This window comes from Paracrocinitomix mangrovi, from assembly GCF_019740355.2.
Lineage (GTDB): Bacteria > Bacteroidota > Bacteroidia > Flavobacteriales_D > Crocinitomicaceae > Paracrocinitomix > Paracrocinitomix mangrovi.
Genome location: NZ_CP091819.1, coordinates 714,531 through 738,729, shown reverse-complemented (window position 1 = coordinate 738,729; position 24,199 = coordinate 714,531). Strand labels below are relative to the sequence as shown.

Below are 24,199 nucleotides of genomic sequence, written 5' to 3'. Positions count from 1 at the left end.
GAAACCCAGCATAAAGCCAGGTTTACTCCAAATATTTCAATGAATAATATTATTGAATTTGAATTACATCACAAGAATTATCCGGCAATCCTGAAGCATTCCAAGTACCTGAATAAAGTGTAGTTCCATTTTGATCTTTAGCTACCCAATTGAAGGATTTAGTAGACTCAGATCCCATATTTTTTTCAATGTTGATAGTATTATCATAACCACATGAAGGAGTAGCAGGACCAGCATATGACGCAACCGGTAAAGAACCTCCAGAAACATTTTCTACAAAAACTTCAATTAAGGTAGTTCCTGCCTGATTTTGGGCAATAGATACAGATTGATCAAACCAAAAAGTTCCGTGAGCAGTGTAGGTACATGAACCATCATCAACATCAGCTACATCAACATGATTGTTAGCATTTGGATCAGTACATCCTTTTTTCTGGCAAGCAACAAAAACAAGTGAAGTAGCCAGCATCATAAATACGAGATTTCTTTTCATTTTAATGTTTAAATTATTTTAGCATTTTATCAAACATAGCAATGAGAATCTAGTCTAGCAAGTAAACTCAATGAATTGTTTTTAGGTTAAACTGTAAGTATTAAAGAGTCAGGGGATTAAGTTTTTAGTTGAAATTACTTTTAAAAATGGAATTTCGGTTTAGTCTAAAGAATAAAAAAAGGCCGCCAAAATGACGACCTTTTTTATTAAAATTATTAGTTACTAAGCTAATTGCTTGTTTTTAAAATTGTTAGCAACAACCAAATCTTTGGTTCCGTGTGTCCAAGAGTAGAATCCTTCTCCTGATTTTACACCTAATTTACCTGCAGTGACCATGTTTACTAATAATGGGCAAGGAGCATACTTATCATTTCCGAGTCCATCATATAATACATTCATGATTGCCAAGCAAACATCTAATCCAATAAAATCAGCTAACTGCAAAGGCCCCATTGGATGAGCCATTCCTAGTTTCATTACTGTATCAATTTCTTCAACTCCAGCAACACCTTCATTTAAAGTAATGATAGCTTCATTGATCATTGGCATTAAAATTCTGTTTGCTACGAATCCAGGATAGTCATTTACTTCAACCGGTACTTTATTCAAAGTTTTTGAAGCAGCCATGATAGTTTCTGTTACTTCATCAGAAGTATCATATCCTCTGATGATTTCCACCAATTTCATGATAGGAACTGGATTCATAAAATGCATACCGATTACTTTATCAGGTCGAGAAGTTACAGCAGCAATTTTGGTTATAGAAATAGAAGATGTATTAGTGGCTAAAATTGCTCCTTCCGGTGCAAAAGCATCCATATCCTTAAAAATCTTCAGTTTTAGATCTACATTTTCTGTTGCGGCTTCTACCACCAATTCTGCATTTGCAACTCCTGATTTTAAATCAGTACCAGTAGTAATGTTACCTAAGGTTGCATTTTTATCTTGTTCAGTAATTTTTTCTTTTTCAACCATTCTTCCCAAGTTTTTTGAGATGGTTGCAATTGCTTTATCCAAGTTTTCTTGCGAAACATCAACAAGGTTAACTTGATATCCAAATTGAGCAAAAGTGTGAGCAATTCCATTACCCATTGTACCTGCTCCGATTACTGTTACGTTCTTCATTTTTGGTGGATTTCGAATTTTAAATTAGGACAATAAAGTTAATTAAATAAAGTCATTACCCAACCCTTTTTTTTAAGGTCCCGTTAATGATTATGAAAGCATAAGTTCAAGATCAACTTTTGAAATGGAAACAAGGAGTTCGCTGGGGGGCGAACTCTTTTTTTATGCATCTATTTTTAAAAGAGTTGACTTTAAATATTTATATAGTAAGATTTCAAGAGCAATTAATCTCTATTTAAACACGTTGGATAATAAAGTCTGTTAAATTGAACAGAAAATGTAACGATCGTCCAATTCAATAGTTAATTTAGTAGAAGTGGAAACCAAAGAGAAAGAAGATCAAGACGAAAATCAAAGCTGGACAGATAGAAATTTTGGCTACAGTATTTTGATTTTAGGCGCAGTGTCAGCTGTTTTGACTATGCCTTTGTTTATCTTTTTGTATAAGTATATACCCAGATTGCAATTTTCGATTGGTGAAAACACTATTAAGTTAGACTATATTATTCTGTTTTTATCGATTTTCTTTTTGACCTATTATTTACTTAAGAAATTTAGGTTAGTAGTGATTGGAATAGTCATTTTAGGACTTGTTGTAATGACGATAACAAACTTCTCTAATATTTACACTTTCGGTGATTTAAAGGATGATTACTACGTGTTTTTGTACGAATTATCAGATGACGCATTTGAAGAACAGTTTGTAATAAAGGACGGGGAATTCAGGAAAGAAAAGGAATTAAGACAAGCGATTGATTATACAAATCCTGAAGTAAGAAATTATGCAGCAAGTATTGCAATTAAGCACTTTGAAGACGAAGCATATTTTGCAAAGAATAGAAAATGGGTTCAGTTTTTTAGTGTTTTTAAAGAGATTAATGGACACTGGAACTATGTTTATGATCCTGCCAATGAAGATTATTATGCTAAAGCAAGTGAGACAATTGGGCAGCTGAAATATGACGGAAGGTTTAAAGGAGATTGTGATGATTATTCCATCATGATGGCAGCTTGCATAAAGGCAATTGGCGGTGAAGTTAGGTTAGTTAGAACAACGGTAAAGCGAAAAGACGGAAGTGTTATTGGCCATTTGTATCCTGAAGTGAAGTTTGGAAGTGAAGAGGAAATGGAAAGGATAGTGTACTTAATAAAGGATATTTATTTTCCTGAAGAATCAAAAGGAAAACCGATTCATTATTTTCAGGACAGTAAAGGGTTTATTTGGCTTAATTTTGATTACAATGATGATTATCCAGGTGGTAAGTATCAAAGTGAAGTAAGAGCAAGTGAAATAATAATTTGACAAAAGTGCTTTTAAAAAAAATCAAATTTTCGTACCTTTTATAAATATCCCTTTTAACTTCAAACCATGATTCAAGATTTTAACTTTCACTGTCCATATTGTAGCGCAAACTTAAACCAAGGAAAATTAGTAGTATTAAATACGAAAAGAGAAAATGGTGATAAGGGTGTAATCAGTTTAGATGCCACTGTTGGTAATTACGAATATACTCACGTACCTGAGGTTGAATTTACTCCAGGAGAGTTGGTAGATTTCATTTGTCCACATTGTAACGTACCTCTTAATTCAAAGGAGTTTGAGAAGTATGCTCTTTTAAAACTAAAGGTTGATGACAAAATTTCTTTTGAAGTTTTATTTTCCAGACAATCAGGTGTACAGAAAACTTATATGATTACCGAAGATGGAATAGAGTCGTATTCTGGAAACTAATTGACGATTCTTTACGTATATATATAAAAGCAAAATAATCTGAAATGAAAAAGTTAGTAATTGCTGGTGCTGTTATTGCGGCGTTTTTCAGTATCACTTCTTGTAATAAAAACAACGGATGTCCAAATAACTCAGAGAAGGCTGTAATTAGAGACTATTCTAATGTAAGTGATTCTTGTGGTGTCATTATTCAAACTGAAGATGGAACCAAGTTAGAAGCGACTAATTTATCCGAATATGGATATGTTAATATGGATTCAGGGCAGTTGGTATGGGTAAAATACAAAGAAGCAGCTGGTGCCAGTATTTGTGGATTGGGAGAAGTTGTGCAGTTGAAATGCTTATCTGAAAGAGAATATTAATTCTCTATTTCATAAACTAATCCATCTTGAGATAATCTTATGGTAATTGCCTTAACTTCTGGGGTGATTTCTAGACTTTCATTGTTCCATTCATAGGTAACCAATCCTCCATAACTTGATGCTGAATCAGGGTAAAATGTTTGTGAATAAATTTCATTGAAACCCGGATAGAAGTTAAAAGTAGTGTCTACCGGAGCAGTTTTATTGTTAAAGAACAATCTAATGTCGTTAACGCTAAAATCAAATGGGTAAATTCCGCTTTTTAGCGAATCACCAAAATGAATAGGAACCTCAATTTTTTGTTCATCTACTTTTTGAGAGGCATAGGACCAAATTGCTGAAGAAATACTGTTAAAGTTACTGCGCCATTTTTCATCAATAAAAGCGTTTCCTGAATTGTTTAAGTCGTAAGATTGGCTGTTAATATCAACATCTATACTCGTTCCTCCACGGTCATAAACTTCTCCTTCAGATTTAGATTTAATCTTATTGACGTTGTTTTCTTTTAACACCTGATATAAATCTGCAATCTCATTTTCTGTAGGTGTCCAGTTTAATTTAGTTTGGTTTCCACTTCTCCACATTTGCCAATAAGCGCTGTCTTTGCAAATATAGATTCCATAAGACAGGGGATTCATCCCTCCATCTTCATTTAATCTGATGATTAATTTTTCAGGGTTTTCTGGTAAATCTCCTCCGGACGAAGTACCATTTTCATTGTTTGGGCATGCCGTTAAAACAAACATCATTAATGGCAATATCCAAAACAACTTTTTCATATTATTTGGTGATTAAAGACTCAACAGTAACTAATCGATCTCCTTCTAAGACAGGAATAACAGGAGCTTTATTAGGGGTAAGACAATATTTAATATCCTTATTTAGATTCAGGTTTTTCAATCTTCTTCTATGCGAAGAAGCTTTTAAATATCCTAGAATATTGTCTTTAGCACTTAAAAACAAATATTTAGCCGCTATTGAAGAATCTTCTTCACTTCTAAATTTTCCGGTACTTAATAAATGGTCCAAAATGGCTCCTGCACAAATAGTATCTTCCAGATTGAATTTATTTTGCCAACCTGAACATAGACATAATATATTTTTATCCTGATGTTCTAACCAATCTTTTAGTACATCAAGATTTGAAAGTGCACCAATTACAACTTGACCAGATTCTTTAGCAATATTGATTGATTTTGTTCCATTAGTTGTGCTTAGAACAACGGTTTCTCCTTTCAAATTCGCTTTCATGTAAGAAAAAGGAGAGTTTCCAAAATCAAAACCTTCAACAATAGATCCACCACGTTCTGCTCCAACTTTATATCCTTTTGCTTGATATTCTTTAGCTTCTTCAATAGTAGAAACTGGAATTAATTCCTCAACACCATTGTGAAAAGCTGCACAGATAGCTGAAGTAGCCCTCAATACATCTATAACCACGATAATATCGAACTCGTCTTTGTATAATGGGAATAAATAGGGTGAGAAACAAACTTCTACTTTTTTACGACTATCTTGATCTGACATTCTTCTAAAGTACGTAAAATTTATATTTAATATTAATTGAAATAACCGGATTTCAAAGAATCCATAGTTGAATAGGGTATTTATTAATCAAGATGCATGAAGTCTTTTTTAGCCAAAAGTTCTTCATCTGATTCTCTAATATCCGGATCATCAACACAACAATCTACAGGACAAACTGCAGCACATTGTGGTTCATCATGAAATCCTTTACATTCAGTACATTTATCAGGAACAATGAAATAAACATCCATATCAACTGGCTCCTGGTCTAGATCAGCATCTACCTGAGCATCTCTATTAGGTAAATTAACCATACCAGTTAAAGAAGTTCCGTCAGCATATCTCCATTCAGCTCCACCCTCATAAATAGCGTTATTAGGACATTCCGGTTCACAAGCTCCACAATTGATACATTCGTCTGTAATAATTATTGCCATCAGTTCTGAATTTTCATTTTAATTTTGCAAATATAAAGGGTCTTTGGATGAAACTTGCAGAAAAAAAGAATATTTTAAATCGTCTTGGTGTAATCATGAATCATTTAGGTGACAGTGAATCATGGCCAGGCTATTCAATTGGAATCAATCAAGAGGAGTATGATCAACTAAATGAACTAATTCAAAGGGTTCATATTTACAATGGTTGGTTTAAAGAAGAACAGGTGCGAAGTAGTTTTAAAGCTATTGCCGGTTGGTTAAATGAAGAATCATTGAATAATTGGTTGGCTGAATACAATGTGCAGGATGACAGTGGGAAAAAGGTGGCTATAATAATGGCCGGTAATATTCCTTTGGTTGGATTTCATGATTTTATTTCAGTGTTTTTGGCCGGTCATAAGGCAAGTATAAAGTTATCATCAGAAGATCAACATCTATTACCTGCATTAATAAAAACCATGATGCTGTTTGATGAAAACATGAAAGACTGGGTAGAAATTGCAAATTCTCCGCTACAAGGGTTTGATGCTGTAATAGCAACAGGATCTGACAATTCTTCAAGATATTTTGAATCGTATTTCGGGAAATATCCAAACATCATCAGAAAAAATAGAAGTTCAATAGCCTTTATTGATGGAACTGAAACCAAGGAAGAATTAAAGCTATTGGGTGAGGATATATTTCATTATTACGGTTTAGGTTGTCGTAATGTAAGTCAACTATGGATTCCGGAAAACTTTGAATTAGACAGGTTTTTTGAAGCTATTTACGATTTTAATGAAATCATACATCACAACAAATACGCAAACAATTATGATTACAATAAAGCTGTAATGCTATTGAACAAAGAAAACTTGTTGGACAATGGTTTTATTTTACTGAAAGAGGACGATTCATTGCATTCTCCTTTAGCTGTGCTCCATTATGTGAGGTATAAAAAGCCCGAAGATTTTGAACGCTTTGTAGATCAGCAAAAAGATCAAATTCAATTAATAGTTGGGAAGAATTATATTCCGTTTGGACATGCACAAGTTCCTTCATTGACAGATTATGCAGATGGAGTTGATACAATGCAGTTTTTGGTGAGCTTGTATGTGAAATATTAACTCTTTTTTCTTAACAATTTATACATAAAGCAAGTACATAAGCTCCTTTTAAATTGTGTACATTCGCATAAAATTTAATAAACAACAGATGACTAAAATTAAATTCGGAACTGACGGTTGGAGAGCTATAATAGCTAAGGAGTATACAGTTGATAATGTATGCAGGGTAACAATTGCGGTTAGTCAATGGTTAAAATCAAATTTTGATAAACCTTCTGTTGTTGTGGGACATGATTGTAGATTTGGAGGACCTATGTTTGTTGACGCAGTTTGTAAAGTTTTAACTGCAAATGGTATAAAAGTTATTACAACAGACAAAGGTTTTGTTTCAACACCAATGATCTCTTATGCTACGAGAGAATTTAAAGCTTCATTGGGGGTTGTTATTACAGCAAGTCATAATCCACCAACTTACAATGGATATAAATTAAAAGGTGATTTTGGGGGACCACTTTTACCTGATCAAGTAGATGAGATAGAACAATTAATTCCGGATACTAATTCGTATGATGTTGACAGTATCTCTCTATCAGAAGCAAAAGCAAATAAGTTATATGAGATAGTTGATTTAGAGCAAATGTATATTGATAAAGTAAAAAGTACATTTGATTTAGATTTAATTGCTAATGCAGATTTCGGATGGGCGTATGATGCTATGTACGGAGCGGGTCAAAATGTAATGAAACGTTTGCTGCCGGATATTGCATTTTTACACTGCGAGCACAATCCAGGATTTATGGGGCAAGCTCCTGAACCGATAGATAAGAATCTTCAAGAGTTTTCAATGTTAATGAAGCAAAACCATGGATTAAGTTGTGGTTTGGCTACTGATGGTGATGCAGATAGAATTGGATTGTATAATTCAAGAGGAGAGTTTGTAGATTCACATCACATCATTTTATTGACAATTCACTATTTGGTAAAATATAAAGGATTATCAGGTAAAGTTGTTACCGGATTTAGTTCTACACCTAGAATAAAACAGATGTGTGAGCATTATGGATTAGAACATGAGGAAGTGAAAATTGGATTTAAATACATAGCCGGATTTATGGCTGATCCGTCAGAAGATGTTTTACTTGGAGGAGAAGAATCAGGTGGGATAGCATTAAAAACTTTCATTCCAGAAAGAGATGGAATTTGGATGGGACTTACTATTTGGGAGTTCATGGCAAAAACAGGTAAATCATTGGACGAATTGATTCAAGAGGTATATGAAATAGTTGGACCATTTGCTTTTGAGAGAAACGACCTGCATATTAATGAATCCTTAAAAGTGAGCATCATTGAAAAATGTAAAAGCGATACCTTTCACATGTTTGGCAAATACAAGGTGAAAAGTGTTGATGATTTGGATGGATTTAAATATCACTTTGACGAAAATCGTTGGTTAATGATTAGACCGTCAGGGACTGAGCCTGTTTTACGAACTTATGCCGAAGCTCCAACATTGGAAGAGGTGAGAGTTATTTTAGAAGCTTGCAAGCTGACGATTGGAGCTTAATCTTTTAGAAGCAATCTTTTTTATATTCAAAAATTATCCAGCTAATTCTGGCTAAATTTTGTTGTAGAACATTATACTACTCATAATTAGTATATTTCCTGATCAATTGTTGAGTATGATCATGACAAATAAAAATATCTTCCTAATAACATCACTGTTGTTGACTATTTCATGTGGAGATAGCAAAGATGACGGAGATTCAGTTGATAGTTTAAATCAGGAACTTAATCAGGATGTTGAAGACGTTGTCAATGAACCTATAGCATTAGTAGAAAGTTATGACTATACTGGAAGAATAGATGGTCAGTATGACTTTAATATGCGTATAAATACAGATGGAACTGGAGAATCTTATGCATCATATTATTATCATACAGTTGGAGAAAAAATAGATTTGAAAGGAACAATTAAAGACGGAGAGTTAGAATTAATTGAATCCGGTGATGATGATCCTGAGATGTTTCTTGCGACAGAAGTAGAAGAAGGAAGGTATGAAGGTGTTTGGAAGAAGAATAGTGGAGGAGAAGAACTAAAACTGGTAATGAATTTGTTAGATGACATTAGGGTTTCATCAATGAAAAAATTGGAGTCAGCAATGACAAATATTCCCAATTACTTTGACAAGGATAAACAAAAAGGAAATTTACTCCCTTACCATGCACAATTGTTTCTACCGGAAAGATACATGGAGTTTGCTCAAGATGACAACTGGTGGTTTGAGAATAGTGAAGTTCGTTATGTTGGAATAGTTAGAAAAAAGAACTTTATTTTATTGGCAATAGAAGTAAAAATTGGCAACATGGATGAAAGAGGCCTGTTTGATGGAATTGTGTTTTCAACTGTAGATCATTACGGAGAAAACTTAGACTTTATAGAAGCGGAGGGTACATTTCATTACGTAGATGGATGTGACGATTGTGTTGAAACTTGTAGTATGTCAGAATTATCAAAGGACTTGGTTTTTACCAGAAAAAACAATTCTGATTGTGATGTAAGTGGATGTGCAAGTGGAGAAACAGAGAGATTGGTAACAGACTCAGAATTTCAAATATCGGTACAAGAAGACGGATCATTTAAATGGGATAAATTATCTTATACTGAAGAAAGAAAAACATTTGATGAATAGTTTTGGAGACATATTTAGACTTACCACTTTTGGAGAATCGCATGGAAAAGCTATTGGAGGAATCATTGATGGATGTCCTGCCAATATTAAAATTGACATAGCAGAAGTTCAAAAACAATTAGACAGAAGAAAACCCGGCCAATCTTCAATTTCAACGCAACGAAAAGAAGAGGATACCGTTGATTTTTTATCCGGTTTATTTGAAGGAAAAACATTGGGCACTCCAATTGGTTTTATAATTCCAAACAAGGATCAAAAATCTAAAGATTACGGAAGTATAAAAGATCAATTCCGTCCTTCTCATGCAGATTTTACATATCAAGAAAAATACGGGATTAGAGATTATAGAGGTGGAGGAAGAAGTAGTGCTAGAGAAACAGCATGCAGAGTAGTGGCTGGAGCAATTGCTCAACAAATTTTAGCTAATAAAGGGATTAAAATTCAAGCTTTTGTTAATCAAATTGCTCATCTCCAGTTGACTGATGACTATCATGATATTGACCTTAATAGAATTGACGATAATATTGTTCGTTGTCCAAGTGCTGAACTTGCAGATGAAATGATAGAATTTGTGAAATCTATCAAAAAACAAGGTGATTCAGTAGGAGGAGTTGTTAAGTGCAGAATTACAGGAACCCCAGTAGGTTTAGGAGCTCCGGTTTTTGACAAATTAAATGCAGATTTAGCAAAGGCAATGTTCAGTATTAATGCGGTAAAAGGATTTGAGTTAGGAAGTGGTTTTGGAAGTGTTTTGATGAAAGGATCTGAACACAATGATGAATTTGAAGTGGTAGAGAATAAAATCAAAACTAAAACCAATTTTTCTGGTGGTATTCAAGGGGGGATTTCAAATGGGGAAGACATCTACTTTAATGTAGCTTTTAAACCTGTTGCCACAATATTTAAAAAGCAAAATACAGTAGATAAATTGGGCAATGAAGTAGAAATGCAAGCTGAAGGAAGACACGATCCTTGTGTGGTTCCAAGAGCCGTTCCTATTGTTGAATCTATGGCTGCTTTGGTGATGTTAGATCACCTACTTAAATCTCAAACTGTTCATATATAAGTTCCATTTGGACATTTTGGTTATATTTATTTGCATAATTTCTGCGAATGGGGGAAATATTTTATGAGATAGAGATTCTTGATGAATCTATTGAATTAGACGGAAAAAAGTACAACCGTAGTGTTCGTGTTGTTGAGTTTTATGCTCAGAAAAAAATCACCGAACGTTATTTGGCATATGTGGATGTTGAAACCATCTACAATGATATAGATGGCGGACATTCAATAGATTTAAATAATTGCTATGTCAAAGATTTTTCACTTGCAGAATATAGGAGAAAAAGGAAGTTAGATCCCAAAGAAATTATCACAATTCATGGTTGGAATGCGCCTTATGCCTTTTTTGATTGTGATGCATATACAGATTTCTCTTATTCCAAATTTGATAAAGACGTTTCCTTTGATCATGCAGTGTTTTCTCACGGTTCTTTGAATTTTACCCATACCATATTTGAAACGGCGGATGTTGATTTTTCAGATTGTTCATTTCACTCGCATCAATCAATTTTTCAGTATGCTGAATTTAAATGTGATAAAATCAATTTTGAAAATTCAAATTTCAACGGAGAATTGGTATCCTTTATAAATGCTTCTATTAAGGCAGAAACAGTAAATTTTAAGCGTGTTAACTTTAACAGATGTAAGGTTAAGTTTCACTTTGCTGAATTTGGTGATGGAAGTAAGACATTTGAGAAGATAAAATTCAACGGTCCGGTTTTGGATTTTAGAAGAGTGATTTTCGGAGCAGGAAAATTAGATTTTAGAAGATCTTTATTTGGAAGTGGTCACATATCCTTTGAAGAGTCTGAAATTAGCTCAGGAAAGCTCACTTTTAGATTAAGTAAGTTTGAAGGAGGAGATTTAAGCTTTAGAAGGATGAATTTTGGTCCTGATGAAGCCAATTTTGACGATACAAGCTTTGGATGTAGAAATATTTCATTTGAGTCTTGCACAGCAGGAAAGCTTAGTATTTCTAACTCAGATATTCATTCAACTGTAGATTTGAGGGTTAAAAAAGCTGAGGAAATTGACCTGTCACAAACCTATTTACATTCGATTACAGATTTAAGTTTTCAAAAAGCCGAATCCCTTGATAAACTTTGCTTGACGGGTGCCAGAAACCTGGGTAAGATCATCATTGATTGGAACAAGAATAATGTAAGAGATTTAATATTGAATCAAAATGCAAGTGATGCTGATACAGCTGAACAATTCAATATAATCAAAGACAATTTTACCAAGAATGGCCAATACACAGATGAAGATTGGGCTTATGTATATTTTAAAAGATTTCAGTTAAAAGACAATCGTCAAAAATCCATGGAAAAATACAAGGTTAAGCCATTGGTTGCTGCATTGTATTTCGCCAAGTCGTTGATCTTTGATAGAATGGGATTGTTTGCCACTAGTCCAAATAGAGTATTCGTAAGTATGGTTGTGGCCATAGTCGGTTTTGCAGGTATTTATGTGATGAATCACTTTCTAGGAATCGGAGAAATAATCAATACAGTTGATGCAAAGGATGGTTTGGATGTGTTTGATAAATCCTTATATCATAGTTCAATTACCTTTTTTACCATTGGATATGGAGACTATTACCCAACTAGCTGGAACAGATTAGTTTCTGCCGTTGAAGGTTGGGTAGGTGTGTTTTTAATGTCTTATTTCACGGTTGCGTTTGTACGTAAAATTCTAAGATAATTATTGAATGATCGATTTAAGTCTGATCTCAGCTATTTCTCAGGTAAGTCCTTTATCTGAGCAAAGTTGTGCTTTGTTTGACGAGATTATTGAGGAACGACATTTAAAATCCGGAACATCATTACTTGACATAGGAAATATCGATAGGGAATTTCATTTTATAAAAAAAGGTTCAGGACGTGTGTATTATTTGAGAGATGGAAGAGATGTGACCGATTACATTGCTATGGACGGTGAATTTTTAGGTGGGGTTGAAAGTTTGTTTACTGCTGTCCCTTCCCATAAAGGAATTGAGGTGACAGAGGATTCAATTATTGAAAGTTTTAAATACAGTGACTTTGAAAGGATATGTGCGCAACATCATGATATGGAAAGAGCCGGAAGAAAAATTGCTCTTTTTGCATTTTTAGAATGTCAAAAACGAATAGAATCAATCAGGTTTTATAGTGCAGCAGAAAGATATGGTCAGCTTGTAGATAGATATCCAGATATCTCTAACAGAATTCCACTCAAACACATTGCCAGTTATTTAGGAATTTCGCAAGTGAGTTTGAGTAGAATCAGAAAAGGTATACAGTAATTTCAGAATTTAACATATGTTAAAAGAATTCAAGCTGTAATGTCTCAACTTTGTCATGCACATAAACAACTATATCATGACACATTCAACAGTTTGCATTTTAGGAGGAGGAATAGCAGGATTAACAACTGCAATAGGATTAAATAAATTAGGTGTAGATTTTAAGGTATTTGAATCAGTTAAGGAACTAAAGAACGTAGGGGCCGGTTTAATAATGGCACCAAATGCTTTAAAAGCACTTGAATATATTGAAGTGTCAACTAAAGTGAAAGCCGCAGGGAAAATGATGAATGGTTTGTCAATTAAAAAGCAAAACGGTCATTTACTTCAAGCTACAGATATTAATAAAATAGACTCTTCTTATAATTATTTGGCAATACACCGTGCCGATTTACATCAGGTTTTAATGGATGAATTAAAAGAGGGACAATTGGTGTTAGGGGAGAGATCGAAAGAAATTAACTTGAGCAACAATAAGTACATCATAACTTTTGAAAATGGGTTGCAACATAGTTGTGATTATGTAATTGTAGCAGAAGGGATTCAGTCAAATTTGAGGCAACAAATTTTTCCTGATGTACAAATGAGATATGCCGGATATTCATGTTGGAGAGGAATTACTAATTATGCTGGGATAGATATTGCTTCTGAAACCTGGGGAAAAAATGGTCGATTTGGTATTGTTCCTTTAAGTAAAGACAGGGTGTACTGGTTTGCTGTAGTTAGTTGCAAGGAAAATGACGAAGTATTTGCAAGTTATACTGCATCTCAAATTGCTGAACATTTTAAAGGGTATCATCAACCAGTAAAAGAGCTTATATCGACTACAGATGATACTGCCATTCTATGGAATTCTATTTCAGACTTGAAACCAAGTAATCAATATGCAAAAGAAGGAATTTGCTTTATAGGAGATGCTATTCATGCAACTACTCCAAATATGGGGCAAGGAGCCTGTATGGCGATAGAAGATGCTGCCATGTTGACAGAATGTTTGAGTAAAACAGGAAATTTCTTGGAGGCTTTTAAATTATTTGAAGGAAAAAGAATAGATCGAACTCATTTTATTGTCAATCAATCATGGAAAATAGGGCGGTTGGCACAAAGTAGAAATCCACTGTTGGCTTCATTCAGAAATATGGCAATCAAACTAATTCCCTCAAAAATCCAACAAAAGCAATTAAATAAGGTTTTCCATTTTGAAATTTAAGGAATAAAAAAAGGCTGAAGAAGCTTAATGAACCCATGAATCATAAAGACTTCTTCAGCCAGGGCAAGTTCTTTGCGTGACAATTTCCAGAACAAGCCAAGCGGGTACTTTGGGAAGGTATATATTATGAGGATACCCGCTTATCTGGCAGTCGCATACTATAAAAATTTCAATTAAGAAATAACCAGTTACCAAAAGTATAAATAGACTGCCAAATGCTATATACTTGTCACCTCAATGAGGCGTAGTAATTTTCCAATAAATGTTATGTATTCACGTCAGATAGTAGTAGCCATTTGATGTGATGGAGCTAAAGTACAAAATTAATCTACCGGTGCAAAGCTTTGCTAGTAAATTGTTAATAAAATCCGATAAGTGGTAGAAAAAATCCGATAAGTGGTAAAACTTATCCGAAGAGCAGTTATTTCACTCGGTTCATTCCCATGGCTCTTAACATCCAATTAGGAAGTCTCTTTTTAGGATCTTTCTTTTTTAAGTTGATGTACCAACCAAACTTCTTCATAATTGGCACTTTATGAGTTTCAACAAATTCAACCAATGCTCCATCAGGATCTTCTACATAAGAAAATCTTCCTCCTGCTTCTCCCATATCAAATGTGTCGCCACTGTCCACGGTAAAAGGAAAACCATTGTCTTCACAGTCTTTTTTCAAAACTTCCATTCCCTGAACATCAAAACACAAATGAATGAATCCCCAATCTCCCCAATATCTGTTGTCAAATATTTTTCTTCCTGTTCTTTCTTTTGCTTCAACCAATTCTATTTTGCTAGGACCTAATAATTTTGAAAAAGGCCCCATTCTCTCGTCCTTGTGAGCTAACAATACTCTTCTGAATTTTTGATCTCCTGAAGGTAAACCGTTAAAACATCCGAATTGAGTTTCCATATCGTATTCAACGATATCATATCCTAAAACATCTTTATAAAGTTTCAATGACTTATCAATATCACTTACTCCTATCAATACACCGGCTACACCTCCCATTTTTGAGGCATGTTTTGTGTTTCTAAAAAATTCTTTTTCCGGAACTACATTGAATAAATTGCCATTTGGATCTTCTAAAAAATAGTTGAATTCTCCGTTTGGATTTTTGTTCAATCCTCCTATTATTTTTACTCCTTTTGACTTGTGAAAATTGTATGAAGCTTCAACATCTCTTGATTTCATTCTACAAGCGTAAAAACCTAAATCTCCTAATTGGATATCAAATTCGGCTTTTTCAGTAGGTCTGCTGGTGTATTGCCAGATTTCAAATCCTCCACCACCTTCCATACTCAAGGCTAATGTTGCAGTTCTACTTTGAACAGTATCTCCTGTATAATCAATCATTAAAGGCGCTTCAGCTGCTTCTTCAAAAATTCGTACATCCATTCCAAACATTTCTCTGTACCATTTCCAAATTTCTTGTACGTTCGGAACCCCGATTCCCATTTGCTGAATACCTGATATGATCTTTTCCATTATTTAAATTTTGATGCAAATATAATCGCTTAATCATTTGTATAACTAACATCTATTGTGAAAAACTAACAATTTATTGTGGTTCAATTTTTGCTATTTTTGATCGCATGAAGACGCTAATACTGTCCGTACTACTCTTATTCACGTCATTTTTGTTTGGTCAAACCGAACTTTATATGGGTGATTCCAATTTTAAAACGGATGTAGCTTATACCATCAAAGACAATAAAGTTTATTCGGGTGATGGAGTGTTCAATAATATTGTAGTCTTTACTTTAAATAACAACAAAGTTTACCATGGTCAATCTACAATGACGTTTGATTGTTTATTTACCATTAAGGATAACAAAGTTTATAGAGGAACTTCATCTTTCTCTAATGATATTATTTATACAATTTCAGACAATAAGGTTTACAGAGGAAACTCAACCTTTTCTACTGATTGCATTTTAACTTATGACGACAATAAAATTTACATGGGAGATTCAAATTTTAGCTCTGACTGCCTAATAACGGTAAAGGGAGATGAAGTTTCATTGGCTTATCTAGCATGTATTGTCGGACCATACTAAATCTATTTTTGTGAAGCATTTAGCATTACTATTTACTTTTTTAAGTGCTGCTTATTCATTTTCAATGAAGGCAGAAAAAGCAGATCCATCTATTCCGGATTCAACATTAACCGTAATTGAATTCAGTGAATTGAAGGATAAGATGTTTTACATCAGTGAATCTCCACAATTGAAGATATACTTCACTAAAGTGGATTCAAATTATAACATTGTATTAGACAATGACACACTTGAATTCACCAATAATCAACCCATTTTACTGTCAGATTTAAAAAGAGGTGATCATACCTTAACCTTATTCAAAGATGATGGGGAAACAAAAGAAATTTCAAAAACCTTTAAACTAAAAAATAGTCCCCCGTGGTTCACTAATGACGCCATTGTATTTGGGATTCTAATGTTAGTACTTTTTCTAATCTTTAAAAGTACACAGATGCAGTCATTTAAAGGGTTCTACAAAATAGTTCCTGCATTACTTCTATGCTATTTTATTCCTGCGGCTTTAAATTCCGTAGGAGTCATTTCAAGTGAGGAGTCTAGCTTATATTTTATTGCTTCAAGGTACTTATTACCTGCCAGTTTGATTTTATTGTGCTTGTCTATTGACCTTAAAGGGATTTTAAAATTGGGACCAAAGGCACTAATCATGTTCTTTACAGCAACTGTTGGGATTATTATCGGAGGGCCAATTGCACTTTATCTAGTTTCATTAATGGCACCTGAAGTATTAGATGGTGAGATTTGGAAAGGTTTATCTACAGTTGCAGGTTCCTGGATTGGTGGAGGAGCTAACCAAACAGCAATGAAGGAAATTTATGGCGCCAGTGATAAATTATTCTCTGCAATGATTGTAGTAGATGTATTTGTTGCTAATCTATTCATGTCCGTTCTTTTGTTTGGAACTGGACACAACAAAAAACTAAACAAGTTCTTTAAAGCTGACGATTCCGCAATTGAGAGTTTGAAGAAAAAAATGGAGGACTTCCAGGCAAAAATTTCTAAAGTTCCAACCTTTAATGATTTGATTTCAATGTTGGGTATAACTTTCTTTTTTGTTGCTGTTTCTCATAGTTTGGCGGATGTATTAGGTCCAATGATATCTGAGCAGTTAGATATTTTAAAAGAAACTTCACCCAATGCTGCTAATTTGATGGCTTCTTTTGGATCAGGCTTCTTTTGGTTGATCGTTTTTGCAACCATATTTGGGATCGCATTGTCATTTACAAAGTTCAGAGATTTAGAAGGTGTAGGGGCATCAAAAGTAGGAAGTGTATTCCTTTATATTTTGGTAGCTACAATTGGAATGAAGATGGATATAGGCGAATTGATTGCCAATTGGGGAGTTTTTAAATTCTTGATTTCAATTGGATTAATTTGGATTATGATTCATGGAATTGTTTTGTTCATTGTAGCCAAAATTATCAAGGCACCATTTTTCTATTTAGCAGTTGGAAGTCAGGCAAATGTTGGTGGAGCAGCTTCTGCTCCGGTTGTTGCAGGAGCATTTAGTCCTTCACTTGCACCTGTTGGTGTATTACTAGCTGTTTTAGGTTATGCAGTTGGAACATTTGGTGCGATATTGTGTACTATCTTAATGCAATCACTAACGCTATGATAAAATGGCTGTTCGTTATAGGGTTCATTTATAGCGGACTGGTCGCAAATGCGCAGATCCTGGTCAAAGAACCGTCTAAGGATTTAGGTGATATTTACGAAAATAAAGGAAAGGTTATTGCTGTATTTGATTTACAGAATCCTTATAAAGACGATACCATTCAAATTTATGATGTAAAAACGTCTTGTGGATGTACTGCCATTTTATCTCAAGATACCCTAATTTATCCTGGGAAAACAACAGAACTTAAGTTTAGTTACGATCCCAGCGGTAGAACCGGTTTGTTTACCAAAAGTATTGAAGTGCTTTCTAGAGTGGGAGTGTACGATCAACACAGATTGTTATTGAAAATAACCGGAAATGTGGTAGGAGAACACTCGCAGGTGAAAGAAGTAAATGCTGAACTTAAAGAGTATTTGGTAGCACCAATAAATTATTACGCTATCACGCCTTATGATACCTCTTATTTGGATTTCAACTTCTTTATATCATTTGTAAATGACCTTTCTTATGAAATTGACTTTTTCCAATTCACAAATATTGGAATAGAGGTGGGGGTGAATAATTACGATAATCTTGAACAATTAGAATATCTGACAAAGTTTACTCAGCAGAAAATAATGCGAGAATTTACTATGAGAGGATATGACCCAAATACTGTGTTTTTTGATTATCCTGTTTTTGTAGAAAGAGATTTACCTGATTGGGCCACAGCAAGTATAAAGGTGTATTCTTCAAATTTTGGAAGTGACTTATTGACAACATCTAAAATTGAAATTACAGATGATAAAGTAGTTGAAGATGAAAGTTTGGTGCTAAATTATGAGCGATATAGCAGGCCGGAACCTAAAGAAGTAATAGCCAAGATTGATTTTGATAAGTTAGAAGGTAAACTTTTTTTAAACGGAAGATTAGACTTAAAAGGAGTTGTGATGATTCCTAAAAGAGCAGGAGGTAAGGAGGTAAAGAAACTCTCGGAGGGGATAGAGAAATTGGTGTTTAAGGAAATAAAAAAATCATCAGGTGTTTCAAAAAATGAAGTATCTATTTCTATTGATTCAATTATCAGACATCCAAATGATAAATACAAATTTGTGATGTGGGATAAATCTGATGAAGAAAGTCAACAATCTTTTACCTATGAAGTAAAATCGGACAATATAATCCCACCATTATTGCCTACATATTACCAGTCAACACTCTTGTCAACGGATATTGATACTACATCTCAGTCATTTAAACATTTTTGGAAAAATATCATTCTAAATCACAAATCCGGAAAACCAATAAAGTTGTTGATTGAATCATCTAAATCAAATATCCCAAGACAAGGTTATACTGATATGTTAGCTTTGGCTAGAGATAATGGCAATGCTTATAAAGCATTTTTACAAGAGAAATTTAAGAAAGAAACGGGTAGAGACATAGATATTAAAGTTGAAGCCTATGTACACGGCCCGGAGTATGATTGGTTCAATAAAAGACATGCAGATTATTCGCAATACGAGTACCTAAATATTATACCGCTTGTGCATCAAAAAGGTGAAGAAAATCCCTATTCAAGTAAGCCTTACATGGTAAACTTTGACTATTTCTTCAATGGAATTGATACTTCAACATTTGTGTTTAAGAAGTTTGCTAATTATGTGGCTGCTGAAATTGAGCAAAAAGGCTTTATCCATCTTATTATTGAATCATCAATATCAAAGATTCAGATTGACAGAAAAAAGACCAATATCTTCCTTGCTTATGAGCGTTCACTGGAGAGTCAAAACCGTTTAAGAGATTTTATGCGCAAAAAATTAATAGATCCAAATCGCATAATTTTCACTGAAGAACGATATTTAAAACAGGGGCCTGACTATGATGGTACAATTCCTGTAGTGAAATATCGTAAGTTTCATTACGTCAAAATTATACCGGAAAAGTATTTAACACAATGAGAAATGTCTTATTAATCATTATTCTGCTTTCATCCTTTTCAGGATGGTCACACAAATTCTTTATTTCTATCGCAGATATGGAATATGATTCTATTGGCAACAGAATAAATGTGACTACTCAAATGACGGCTCATGATTTTGAATTGATTTTAAAGAGAAAATTTCAACGAACAATCACTTTAGAAGAAGTAAAAGATTCATCAGATGTTACTCATTACATTGAGCAGTACTTAAAAGTGAATTTTCAATTGTATTCTGCAGATAAGAAATTAGAAATGATCTACTTGGGATTTGAAGTAACCAATAGAGATGATCTCTTTTTCTATTTTTACTTTACAGATGTAGCAAATCCTGCTACCATTAAAATTGTAAATAAGCTGCTCTTCAGCATTTCTGACCAACAACAAAATATTGTTCACTACAAGTACAAGAATGCTACTAAAAGTGTAACTTTAGTCCCTGCTCATAGTGAAGACACTATAACTTTTTAATGACCATGAAACTACAAATTAGCGTATTACTTGCCGGAATCATTTTAGCTGGTAGTAATTCTTTTGGACAACCAAATTACAACAACAATAAATTCAAACAACTCAAAGAAGAGTTGGCAACTCCAAACGTCTACAGAACGGCATCTGGAGCACCAGGACCTAATTACTATCAGCAACAAGCTGATTATGTAATGAAAATTGAGTTGGATGATGCCAATCAAAAAGTTACAGGTTCAGAAACTGTTACCTATACAAATAACTCGCCTGATGTTCTGTCTTATATCTGGTTGCAGTTAGATCAAAATGTGCGTAAAAAAGGATCGGACAGAGAATTAACGAGTACAGAAACAATCGAAGATTTATCATCTGCCTGGGCTTTAAACAGAAGATTAAACCAAATGGAATTTGAAGGTGGCTTTAATCTAACAAAAGTTACTGATGCTTCAGGTAAAGCCATTGAACATCACGTTGTAGGAACAATGATGAGAATTGACTTACCAAAACCTATGTCAAAAGGTGAAAAGTTCTCATTTAAAGTTGAGTGGTGGTACAACATCAATGACAGAATGAAAATTGGTGGAAGATCTGGATACGAGTATTTTAAAGAAGAAGATAATTATCTATACACAATTGCACAGTTTTACCCAAGAATGTGTGTTTACAATGATGTTGAAGGATGGCAAAACAAGCAGTTTTTAGGAGCAGGTGAATTCACATTGCCTTTCGGAAACTATGAAGTTGAAATTACTGTTCCTGCCGATCACATTGTAGCTGCTACCGGTGAATTACAAAATGCCAGTAAGGTATTAACTGCTGAACAAAGAGAAAGATGGGCTAAAGCGAAAGAATCTGACGAACCTGTTTTTATCGTTACTGAAGAAGAAGCAAGAAAAGCAGAGAAATCAAAATCAAAATCAACCAAAACATGGAGCTTTAAGGCAGAAAATGTAAGGGATTTTGCATTTGCTTCATCAAGAAAATTTATGTGGGATGCACAGAGAGTAGTACAAAAAACTAAAACAGTAATGGCCATGTCTTATTATCCAAAAGAAGGAAATCCACTTTGGGATAAATACTCAACAAGAGTTGTGGCACAGACTTTAAAAACGTACAGCAAACACACTTTCGATTATCCTTATCCTGTTGCAATTTCAGTACATGCCAACTATATAGGGATGGAGTATCCAATGATTTGTTTTAATGGAGGAAGACCAAATGCAGATGGAACTTATTCTGAAAGAACTAAATATGGAATGCACTCTGTAATTATCCATGAGGTTGGACACAATTATTTCCCAATGATTATTAACTCTGATGAGCGTCAATGGACATGGATGGATGAAGGTTTGAATACGTTCTTACAGTATTTAACAGAGCAAGAATGGCAAAGAGATTATCCGTCGAGTAGAGGACCGGCTCATTTGATAGTAGATTATATGAAAGGAGACAAAAGCAACATTTCTCCTATTATGACAAACTCTGAATCTATTTACCAATTTGGAAACAACGCTTACGGAAAACCGGCTACTGCATTGAATATTTTAAGAGAAACTATTTTAGGAAGAGAATTGTTTGACTTTGCTTTCAAAACATATGCGCAAAGATGGATGTTTAAGCATCCTACACCTGCGGATTTCTTTAGAACAATGGAAGATGCTTCAGGAGTTGATTTGGATTGGTTTTGGAGAGGATGGTTTTATACAAATGATAATGTAGATATAGCTTTAAGTGGTGTGCAGTGGTATCAAATTAACACACGAAATCCTGAAATTGAGAAGGAGTTTAAGAAAGAGGTAGATCAAATGGAGAATAAGAATATCTCTCAAATAAGAAATAAATCAGATATCAAAGAAACTACCAATGAAAAATTCCCTGAGTTGGATGACAAATACAATACACAAGATCCATATGAAGTAACTAAGGAAGATGTTGAATCATATGAAGATTTCATGGCTTCTTTATCAGATGCAGATAAAGCATTGTTAGATAAAGGTTATAATTTTTATCAGTTGGATTTTGAAAACAAGGGAGGATTGGTAATGCCTATTATTTTACGATTTACTTTTGAAGATAAAACGCAGGAAGTGGTAAGAATTCCGGCTGAAATTTGGAGAAAGAATGACAAGGAGATTTCAAAGGTTTTCATGTTCGAGAAAAAAGTGGACATGGTAGAACTTGATCCATTCTTAGAAACGGCTGACTGTGATGTGAACGATAACTTTTGGCCAAGAAAAAATATCCCTAGTAAGTTTGATATTTTCGAGAATAAGCGAGGGTACAGAAGATACTAGGAAATAAAAAATACAAGGAGGTAGTTAAGAAGCTTTTTTAATGGCTTTTTCTACCTCTTTTCCTTTTTTCTCATCAGGAATCCACAGTTTCATTGTAGTATCTGAGTATTCCATTTTTACAATTTCACCATTTGACATTTTCCAGGTATCTACCATAACTTCAGGTTCGCCATCTTTTGTTTTGAGTACCAAAATCGCTTTAGAGTCTAAAATATCCTTGTATAAAACATCCCCTAATTCTATTTGCTTTGCAGGGCAATAAACATGTTCATATTGAATTACTTCTCCGTCTACTTGGATGATTTCATAATAATCTAAATATCCATTTACCAGGGCATAATAGGTGGTTCTACCAGTAGAATCCTGCACTAGTTCATCACCATAGAATTTTACTTTTTCACCTCCAATAGTGATTTTTACTTCTTTTTGAGATGTAGCTGAGAATGCAAAAAGGAAGAATAATCCAAATAGTAATTTTTTCATTTGAGTGTTTACTATTTAGATAGATAATTTGGGAGAGGGTTGGAAATGTGTTTGAATACTCAAAACTGTATAAACCGAAATCAAAATCACATATGTATACATATTGACTTCTGGCAATTAATTAGTTAGATTGCGAACACAACCTAAAAACTTATGAAGTATTCTATGATCAAGTCCAACTATTTTACCAAAAATTCGTTTTTCATATAAACTTACGTTTTGCCAGCCTTCTTCTATAAAAAACAAGGTTGAGTTAGCATTATATTAATTCCTAATTAATTGAAAAACTTTTTGTTACTCATATCATATATATGCTTGAATTCTTATTCTCAAGATAATCTTGTGGTAAATGGTAGTTTTGAGGAGAAAACTTCTTGTCCTGTTGAAAACAACGTATGGAATGGGGAATTTGAAAAGTGCATTGGATGGTGGAGTCCTTCTTATTTTAGTACTCCAGATTATGTGAATTCATGTGATACTGGAGTATGGAACCCTGTTGGTGTACCTGCAAATTTATGGGGCAATCAAGTACCTTTTGAAGGGGACGCATATTTAAGCTTAGACATGCATAGTTGGAATAAAAATACCGGAGAATTTGACGGTGCAGAATATATTCAAACAAGGCTAAAAGAATCATTAAATCCTTGTTCGATATATAAAATTTCTTTTTACATCTCTCTAGCAGAAACTTCAACTTCTAACAAGGGATATGTTGAATTTGGAATTTCTTCTGATTCCTCTTTTTATTGTCTAGGTGATGGAGGTGCAAATTCTTGTGCGTATAAACCTGAAGTATTAGAGTATTGGCAAATATCCATTTCTAATATGGGATTTGACACTGTATCTTGGTATTTTTGTGAATTACTTTTTCAACCGAATTTTCATTCTAATATATTGACAATAGGTGATTTTTCTCTTAGTATAAGTGATACCGTTTCTTTTCAAGAATCCATAAATTATCCAAATTATCATTCAATGTTTTTGTATTTGGATAGTATTTCTCTGGTTAAAATAGATGAGTTAGATAATTGTGATGTTCAGGTACATGGGTTTTTACCTAATGTCTTTACACCAGATATGAATGGTATAAATGATTTCATTGATTTTTCACAGTTTGACAAAGTGACCATAATAAATCGTTGGGGTACAACTGTTTTAATAATGGACACCCAAAGTAATTTTCAGTGGCATGGCAAAAATTTTAGAGAAGAAGATCTACCTGCTGGAGTTTACTATTATGTTGCGGAGAAGGCAGGTTTAAAACAAAAAGGGACAATTCAATTGATTAGGTAAATTTCTTTTCTGCATTCATTTCTCGACGTCAACACCGTAAAACCCGAAATTAAAAATGCG

The 24,199-nt window shown here is 33.8% G+C and carries 23 protein-coding genes; 16 read left to right on the top strand and 7 right to left on the bottom strand.

All coding sequences use genetic code 11. The features are described 5' to 3' along the window. Positions 1–49: 49 nt before the first annotated feature. Entirely contained in the window at positions 50–493 is a 444-nt protein-coding gene (locus tag K6119_RS03245; RefSeq protein ID WP_221833749.1) for a hypothetical protein, read from the bottom strand. 222 nt (positions 494–715) lie between these two features. Then, the gene (locus K6119_RS03240; RefSeq protein WP_221833751.1) at positions 716–1,618 is read right to left on the bottom strand and encodes a 3-hydroxyacyl-CoA dehydrogenase family protein; all 903 of its coding nucleotides are present in this window, start codon (positions 1,616–1,618) and stop codon (positions 716–718) included. Between the two features lie 316 nt (positions 1,619–1,934). Here K6119_RS03240 and K6119_RS03235 point away from each other — a divergent pair, with 316 nt between their 5' ends. The 3 genes from K6119_RS03235 to K6119_RS03225 all read left to right on the top strand — a co-directional run bounded on the left by K6119_RS03235 (position 1,935) and on the right by K6119_RS03225 (position 3,712). Then, positions 1,935–2,921 (top strand): transglutaminase domain-containing protein, encoded by a 987-nt coding sequence (locus K6119_RS03235; RefSeq protein ID WP_221833753.1) that lies wholly within the window; start codon positions 1,935–1,937, stop codon positions 2,919–2,921. 66 nt (positions 2,922–2,987) lie between these two features. After that, positions 2,988–3,350, top strand: coding sequence for a hypothetical protein (locus K6119_RS03230; RefSeq protein ID WP_221833755.1), 363 nt, complete (start codon positions 2,988–2,990; stop codon positions 3,348–3,350). Positions 3,351–3,394: 44 nt separating this feature from the next. Further along, positions 3,395–3,712 carry a hypothetical protein gene (locus tag K6119_RS03225; protein ID WP_221833756.1) on the top strand — a complete coding sequence of 106 codons (318 nt, stop codon included), beginning with the start codon at positions 3,395–3,397 and terminating at the stop codon, positions 3,710–3,712. Here K6119_RS03225 and K6119_RS03220 read toward each other — a convergent pair. The 3 genes from K6119_RS03220 to K6119_RS03210 form a co-directional block, all read right to left on the bottom strand. Next, positions 3,709–4,491 carry a hypothetical protein gene (locus K6119_RS03220; RefSeq protein WP_221833757.1) on the bottom strand — a complete coding sequence of 261 codons (783 nt, stop codon included), beginning with the start codon at positions 4,489–4,491 and terminating at the stop codon, positions 3,709–3,711. The two genes, K6119_RS03225 and K6119_RS03220, sit on opposite strands and share 4 nt — an antisense overlap. Before the next feature lies 1 nt (position 4,492). Next, entirely contained in the window at positions 4,493–5,239 is a 747-nt protein-coding gene (locus tag K6119_RS03215; protein ID WP_221833758.1) for a 2-phosphosulfolactate phosphatase, read from the bottom strand. A gap of 83 nt (positions 5,240–5,322) precedes the next feature. Continuing rightward, positions 5,323–5,676, bottom strand: coding sequence for a 4Fe-4S dicluster domain-containing protein (locus K6119_RS03210; RefSeq protein WP_221833759.1), 354 nt, complete (start codon positions 5,674–5,676; stop codon positions 5,323–5,325). A gap of 47 nt (positions 5,677–5,723) precedes the next feature. Here K6119_RS03210 and K6119_RS03205 point away from each other — a divergent pair, with 47 nt between their 5' ends. The 7 genes from K6119_RS03205 to K6119_RS03175 all read left to right on the top strand — a co-directional run bounded on the left by K6119_RS03205 (position 5,724) and on the right by K6119_RS03175 (position 13,968). Further along, positions 5,724–6,782 (top strand): acyl-CoA reductase, encoded by a 1,059-nt coding sequence (locus K6119_RS03205; RefSeq protein WP_221833760.1) that lies wholly within the window; start codon positions 5,724–5,726, stop codon positions 6,780–6,782. Between the two features lie 88 nt (positions 6,783–6,870). After that, a complete protein-coding gene (locus K6119_RS03200; protein WP_221833761.1) occupies positions 6,871–8,286 on the top strand; it encodes a phosphohexomutase domain-containing protein in 1,416 nt (471 codons plus the stop codon). A gap of 115 nt (positions 8,287–8,401) precedes the next feature. Further along, positions 8,402–9,412, top strand: a complete 1,011-nt coding sequence (locus K6119_RS03195; RefSeq protein ID WP_221833762.1) for a hypothetical protein — start codon at positions 8,402–8,404, stop codon at positions 9,410–9,412. Then, entirely contained in the window at positions 9,405–10,478 is a 1,074-nt protein-coding gene (gene aroC, locus K6119_RS03190) for a chorismate synthase (RefSeq protein WP_221833763.1), read from the top strand. The genes K6119_RS03195 and aroC overlap by 8 nt, the downstream gene beginning before the upstream one ends. A gap of 47 nt (positions 10,479–10,525) precedes the next feature. Continuing rightward, positions 10,526–12,178: a potassium channel family protein gene (locus tag K6119_RS03185; RefSeq protein WP_221833765.1), complete on the top strand. Its 1,653-nt coding sequence runs from the start codon at positions 10,526–10,528 to the stop codon at positions 12,176–12,178. A 7-nt stretch (positions 12,179–12,185) separates the two neighbouring features. Beyond that, the gene (locus K6119_RS03180) at positions 12,186–12,758 is read left to right on the top strand and encodes a Crp/Fnr family transcriptional regulator (protein WP_221833767.1); all 573 of its coding nucleotides are present in this window, start codon (positions 12,186–12,188) and stop codon (positions 12,756–12,758) included. A 76-nt stretch (positions 12,759–12,834) separates the two neighbouring features. Beyond that, on the top strand, positions 12,835–13,968 hold the full coding sequence (locus tag K6119_RS03175; RefSeq protein WP_221833769.1) for an FAD-dependent monooxygenase: 1,134 nt from the start codon (positions 12,835–12,837) through the stop codon (positions 13,966–13,968). Positions 13,969–14,389: 421 nt separating this feature from the next. On the opposite strand, the gene K6119_RS03170 is transcribed toward K6119_RS03175, so the two are convergent. Continuing rightward, positions 14,390–15,451 carry a VOC family protein gene (locus K6119_RS03170; protein ID WP_221833771.1) on the bottom strand — a complete coding sequence of 354 codons (1,062 nt, stop codon included), beginning with the start codon at positions 15,449–15,451 and terminating at the stop codon, positions 14,390–14,392. A 107-nt stretch (positions 15,452–15,558) separates the two neighbouring features. Here K6119_RS03170 and K6119_RS03165 point away from each other — a divergent pair, with 107 nt between their 5' ends. Genes K6119_RS03165 through K6119_RS03145 form a run of 5 tightly spaced genes read left to right on the top strand, consistent with a single transcriptional unit; the run spans position 15,559 to position 22,363 of the window. Next, positions 15,559–16,023, top strand: coding sequence for a hypothetical protein (locus tag K6119_RS03165; protein ID WP_221833774.1), 465 nt, complete (start codon positions 15,559–15,561; stop codon positions 16,021–16,023). Positions 16,024–16,033: 10 nt separating this feature from the next. Beyond that, positions 16,034–17,638: a DUF819 family protein gene (locus K6119_RS03160; protein WP_336246104.1), complete on the top strand. Its 1,605-nt coding sequence runs from the start codon at positions 16,034–16,036 to the stop codon at positions 17,636–17,638. Further along, complete coding sequence (locus K6119_RS03155; RefSeq protein ID WP_221833775.1) at positions 17,635–19,581, top strand: DUF1573 domain-containing protein; 1,947 nt, start codon at positions 17,635–17,637, stop codon at positions 19,579–19,581. The genes K6119_RS03160 and K6119_RS03155 overlap by 4 nt, the downstream gene beginning before the upstream one ends. Continuing rightward, positions 19,578–20,072, top strand: a complete 495-nt coding sequence (locus tag K6119_RS03150) for a DUF6702 family protein (protein WP_221833776.1) — start codon at positions 19,578–19,580, stop codon at positions 20,070–20,072. Before K6119_RS03155 ends, K6119_RS03150 begins: the two co-directional genes overlap by 4 nt. A 5-nt stretch (positions 20,073–20,077) precedes the next feature. Then, positions 20,078–22,363, top strand: a complete 2,286-nt coding sequence (locus K6119_RS03145; RefSeq protein WP_221833777.1) for a M1 family metallopeptidase — start codon at positions 20,078–20,080, stop codon at positions 22,361–22,363. Between the two features lie 24 nt (positions 22,364–22,387). Here K6119_RS03145 and K6119_RS03140 read toward each other — a convergent pair whose 3' ends face one another. Next, positions 22,388–22,846 carry a hypothetical protein gene (locus tag K6119_RS03140; protein WP_221833778.1) on the bottom strand — a complete coding sequence of 153 codons (459 nt, stop codon included), beginning with the start codon at positions 22,844–22,846 and terminating at the stop codon, positions 22,388–22,390. A gap of 279 nt (positions 22,847–23,125) precedes the next feature. Here K6119_RS03140 and K6119_RS03135 point away from each other — a divergent pair, with 279 nt between their 5' ends. Continuing rightward, on the top strand, positions 23,126–24,139 hold the full coding sequence (locus K6119_RS03135; RefSeq protein WP_221833779.1) for a T9SS type B sorting domain-containing protein: 1,014 nt from the start codon (positions 23,126–23,128) through the stop codon (positions 24,137–24,139). Positions 24,140–24,199 lie beyond the last annotated feature (60 nt).

Excerpts from the sequence above, each read along its gene's own strand:
- K6119_RS03245 (WP_221833749.1), bottom strand. The coding sequence starts at position 493 with ATGAAAAGAAATCTCGTATTTATGATGCTGGCTACTTCACTTGTTTTT.
- K6119_RS03240 (WP_221833751.1), bottom strand. The coding sequence starts at position 1,618 with ATGAAGAACGTAACAGTAATCGGAGCAGGTACAATGGGTAATGGAATT.
- K6119_RS03230 (WP_221833755.1), top strand. The coding sequence starts at position 2,988 with ATGATTCAAGATTTTAACTTTCACTGTCCATATTGTAGCGCAAACTTA.
- K6119_RS03225 (WP_221833756.1), top strand. The coding sequence starts at position 3,395 with ATGAAAAAGTTAGTAATTGCTGGTGCTGTTATTGCGGCGTTTTTCAGT.
- K6119_RS03220 (WP_221833757.1), bottom strand. The coding sequence starts at position 4,491 with ATGAAAAAGTTGTTTTGGATATTGCCATTAATGATGTTTGTTTTAACG.
- K6119_RS03215 (WP_221833758.1), bottom strand. The coding sequence starts at position 5,239 with ATGTCAGATCAAGATAGTCGTAAAAAAGTAGAAGTTTGTTTCTCACCC.
- K6119_RS03210 (WP_221833759.1), bottom strand. The coding sequence starts at position 5,676 with ATGGCAATAATTATTACAGACGAATGTATCAATTGTGGAGCTTGTGAA.
- K6119_RS03205 (WP_221833760.1), top strand. The coding sequence starts at position 5,724 with ATGAAACTTGCAGAAAAAAAGAATATTTTAAATCGTCTTGGTGTAATC.
- K6119_RS03200 (WP_221833761.1), top strand. The coding sequence starts at position 6,871 with ATGACTAAAATTAAATTCGGAACTGACGGTTGGAGAGCTATAATAGCT.
- K6119_RS03195 (WP_221833762.1), top strand. The coding sequence starts at position 8,402 with ATGATCATGACAAATAAAAATATCTTCCTAATAACATCACTGTTGTTG.
- aroC (WP_221833763.1), top strand. The coding sequence starts at position 9,405 with ATGAATAGTTTTGGAGACATATTTAGACTTACCACTTTTGGAGAATCG.
- K6119_RS03185 (WP_221833765.1), top strand. The coding sequence starts at position 10,526 with ATGGGGGAAATATTTTATGAGATAGAGATTCTTGATGAATCTATTGAA.
- K6119_RS03180 (WP_221833767.1), top strand. The coding sequence starts at position 12,186 with ATGATCGATTTAAGTCTGATCTCAGCTATTTCTCAGGTAAGTCCTTTA.
- K6119_RS03175 (WP_221833769.1), top strand. The coding sequence starts at position 12,835 with ATGACACATTCAACAGTTTGCATTTTAGGAGGAGGAATAGCAGGATTA.
- K6119_RS03170 (WP_221833771.1), bottom strand. The coding sequence starts at position 15,451 with ATGGAAAAGATCATATCAGGTATTCAGCAAATGGGAATCGGGGTTCCG.
- K6119_RS03165 (WP_221833774.1), top strand. The coding sequence starts at position 15,559 with ATGAAGACGCTAATACTGTCCGTACTACTCTTATTCACGTCATTTTTG.
- K6119_RS03155 (WP_221833775.1), top strand. The coding sequence starts at position 17,635 with ATGATAAAATGGCTGTTCGTTATAGGGTTCATTTATAGCGGACTGGTC.
- K6119_RS03150 (WP_221833776.1), top strand. The coding sequence starts at position 19,578 with ATGAGAAATGTCTTATTAATCATTATTCTGCTTTCATCCTTTTCAGGA.
- K6119_RS03145 (WP_221833777.1), top strand. The coding sequence starts at position 20,078 with ATGAAACTACAAATTAGCGTATTACTTGCCGGAATCATTTTAGCTGGT.
- K6119_RS03140 (WP_221833778.1), bottom strand. The coding sequence starts at position 22,846 with ATGAAAAAATTACTATTTGGATTATTCTTCCTTTTTGCATTCTCAGCT.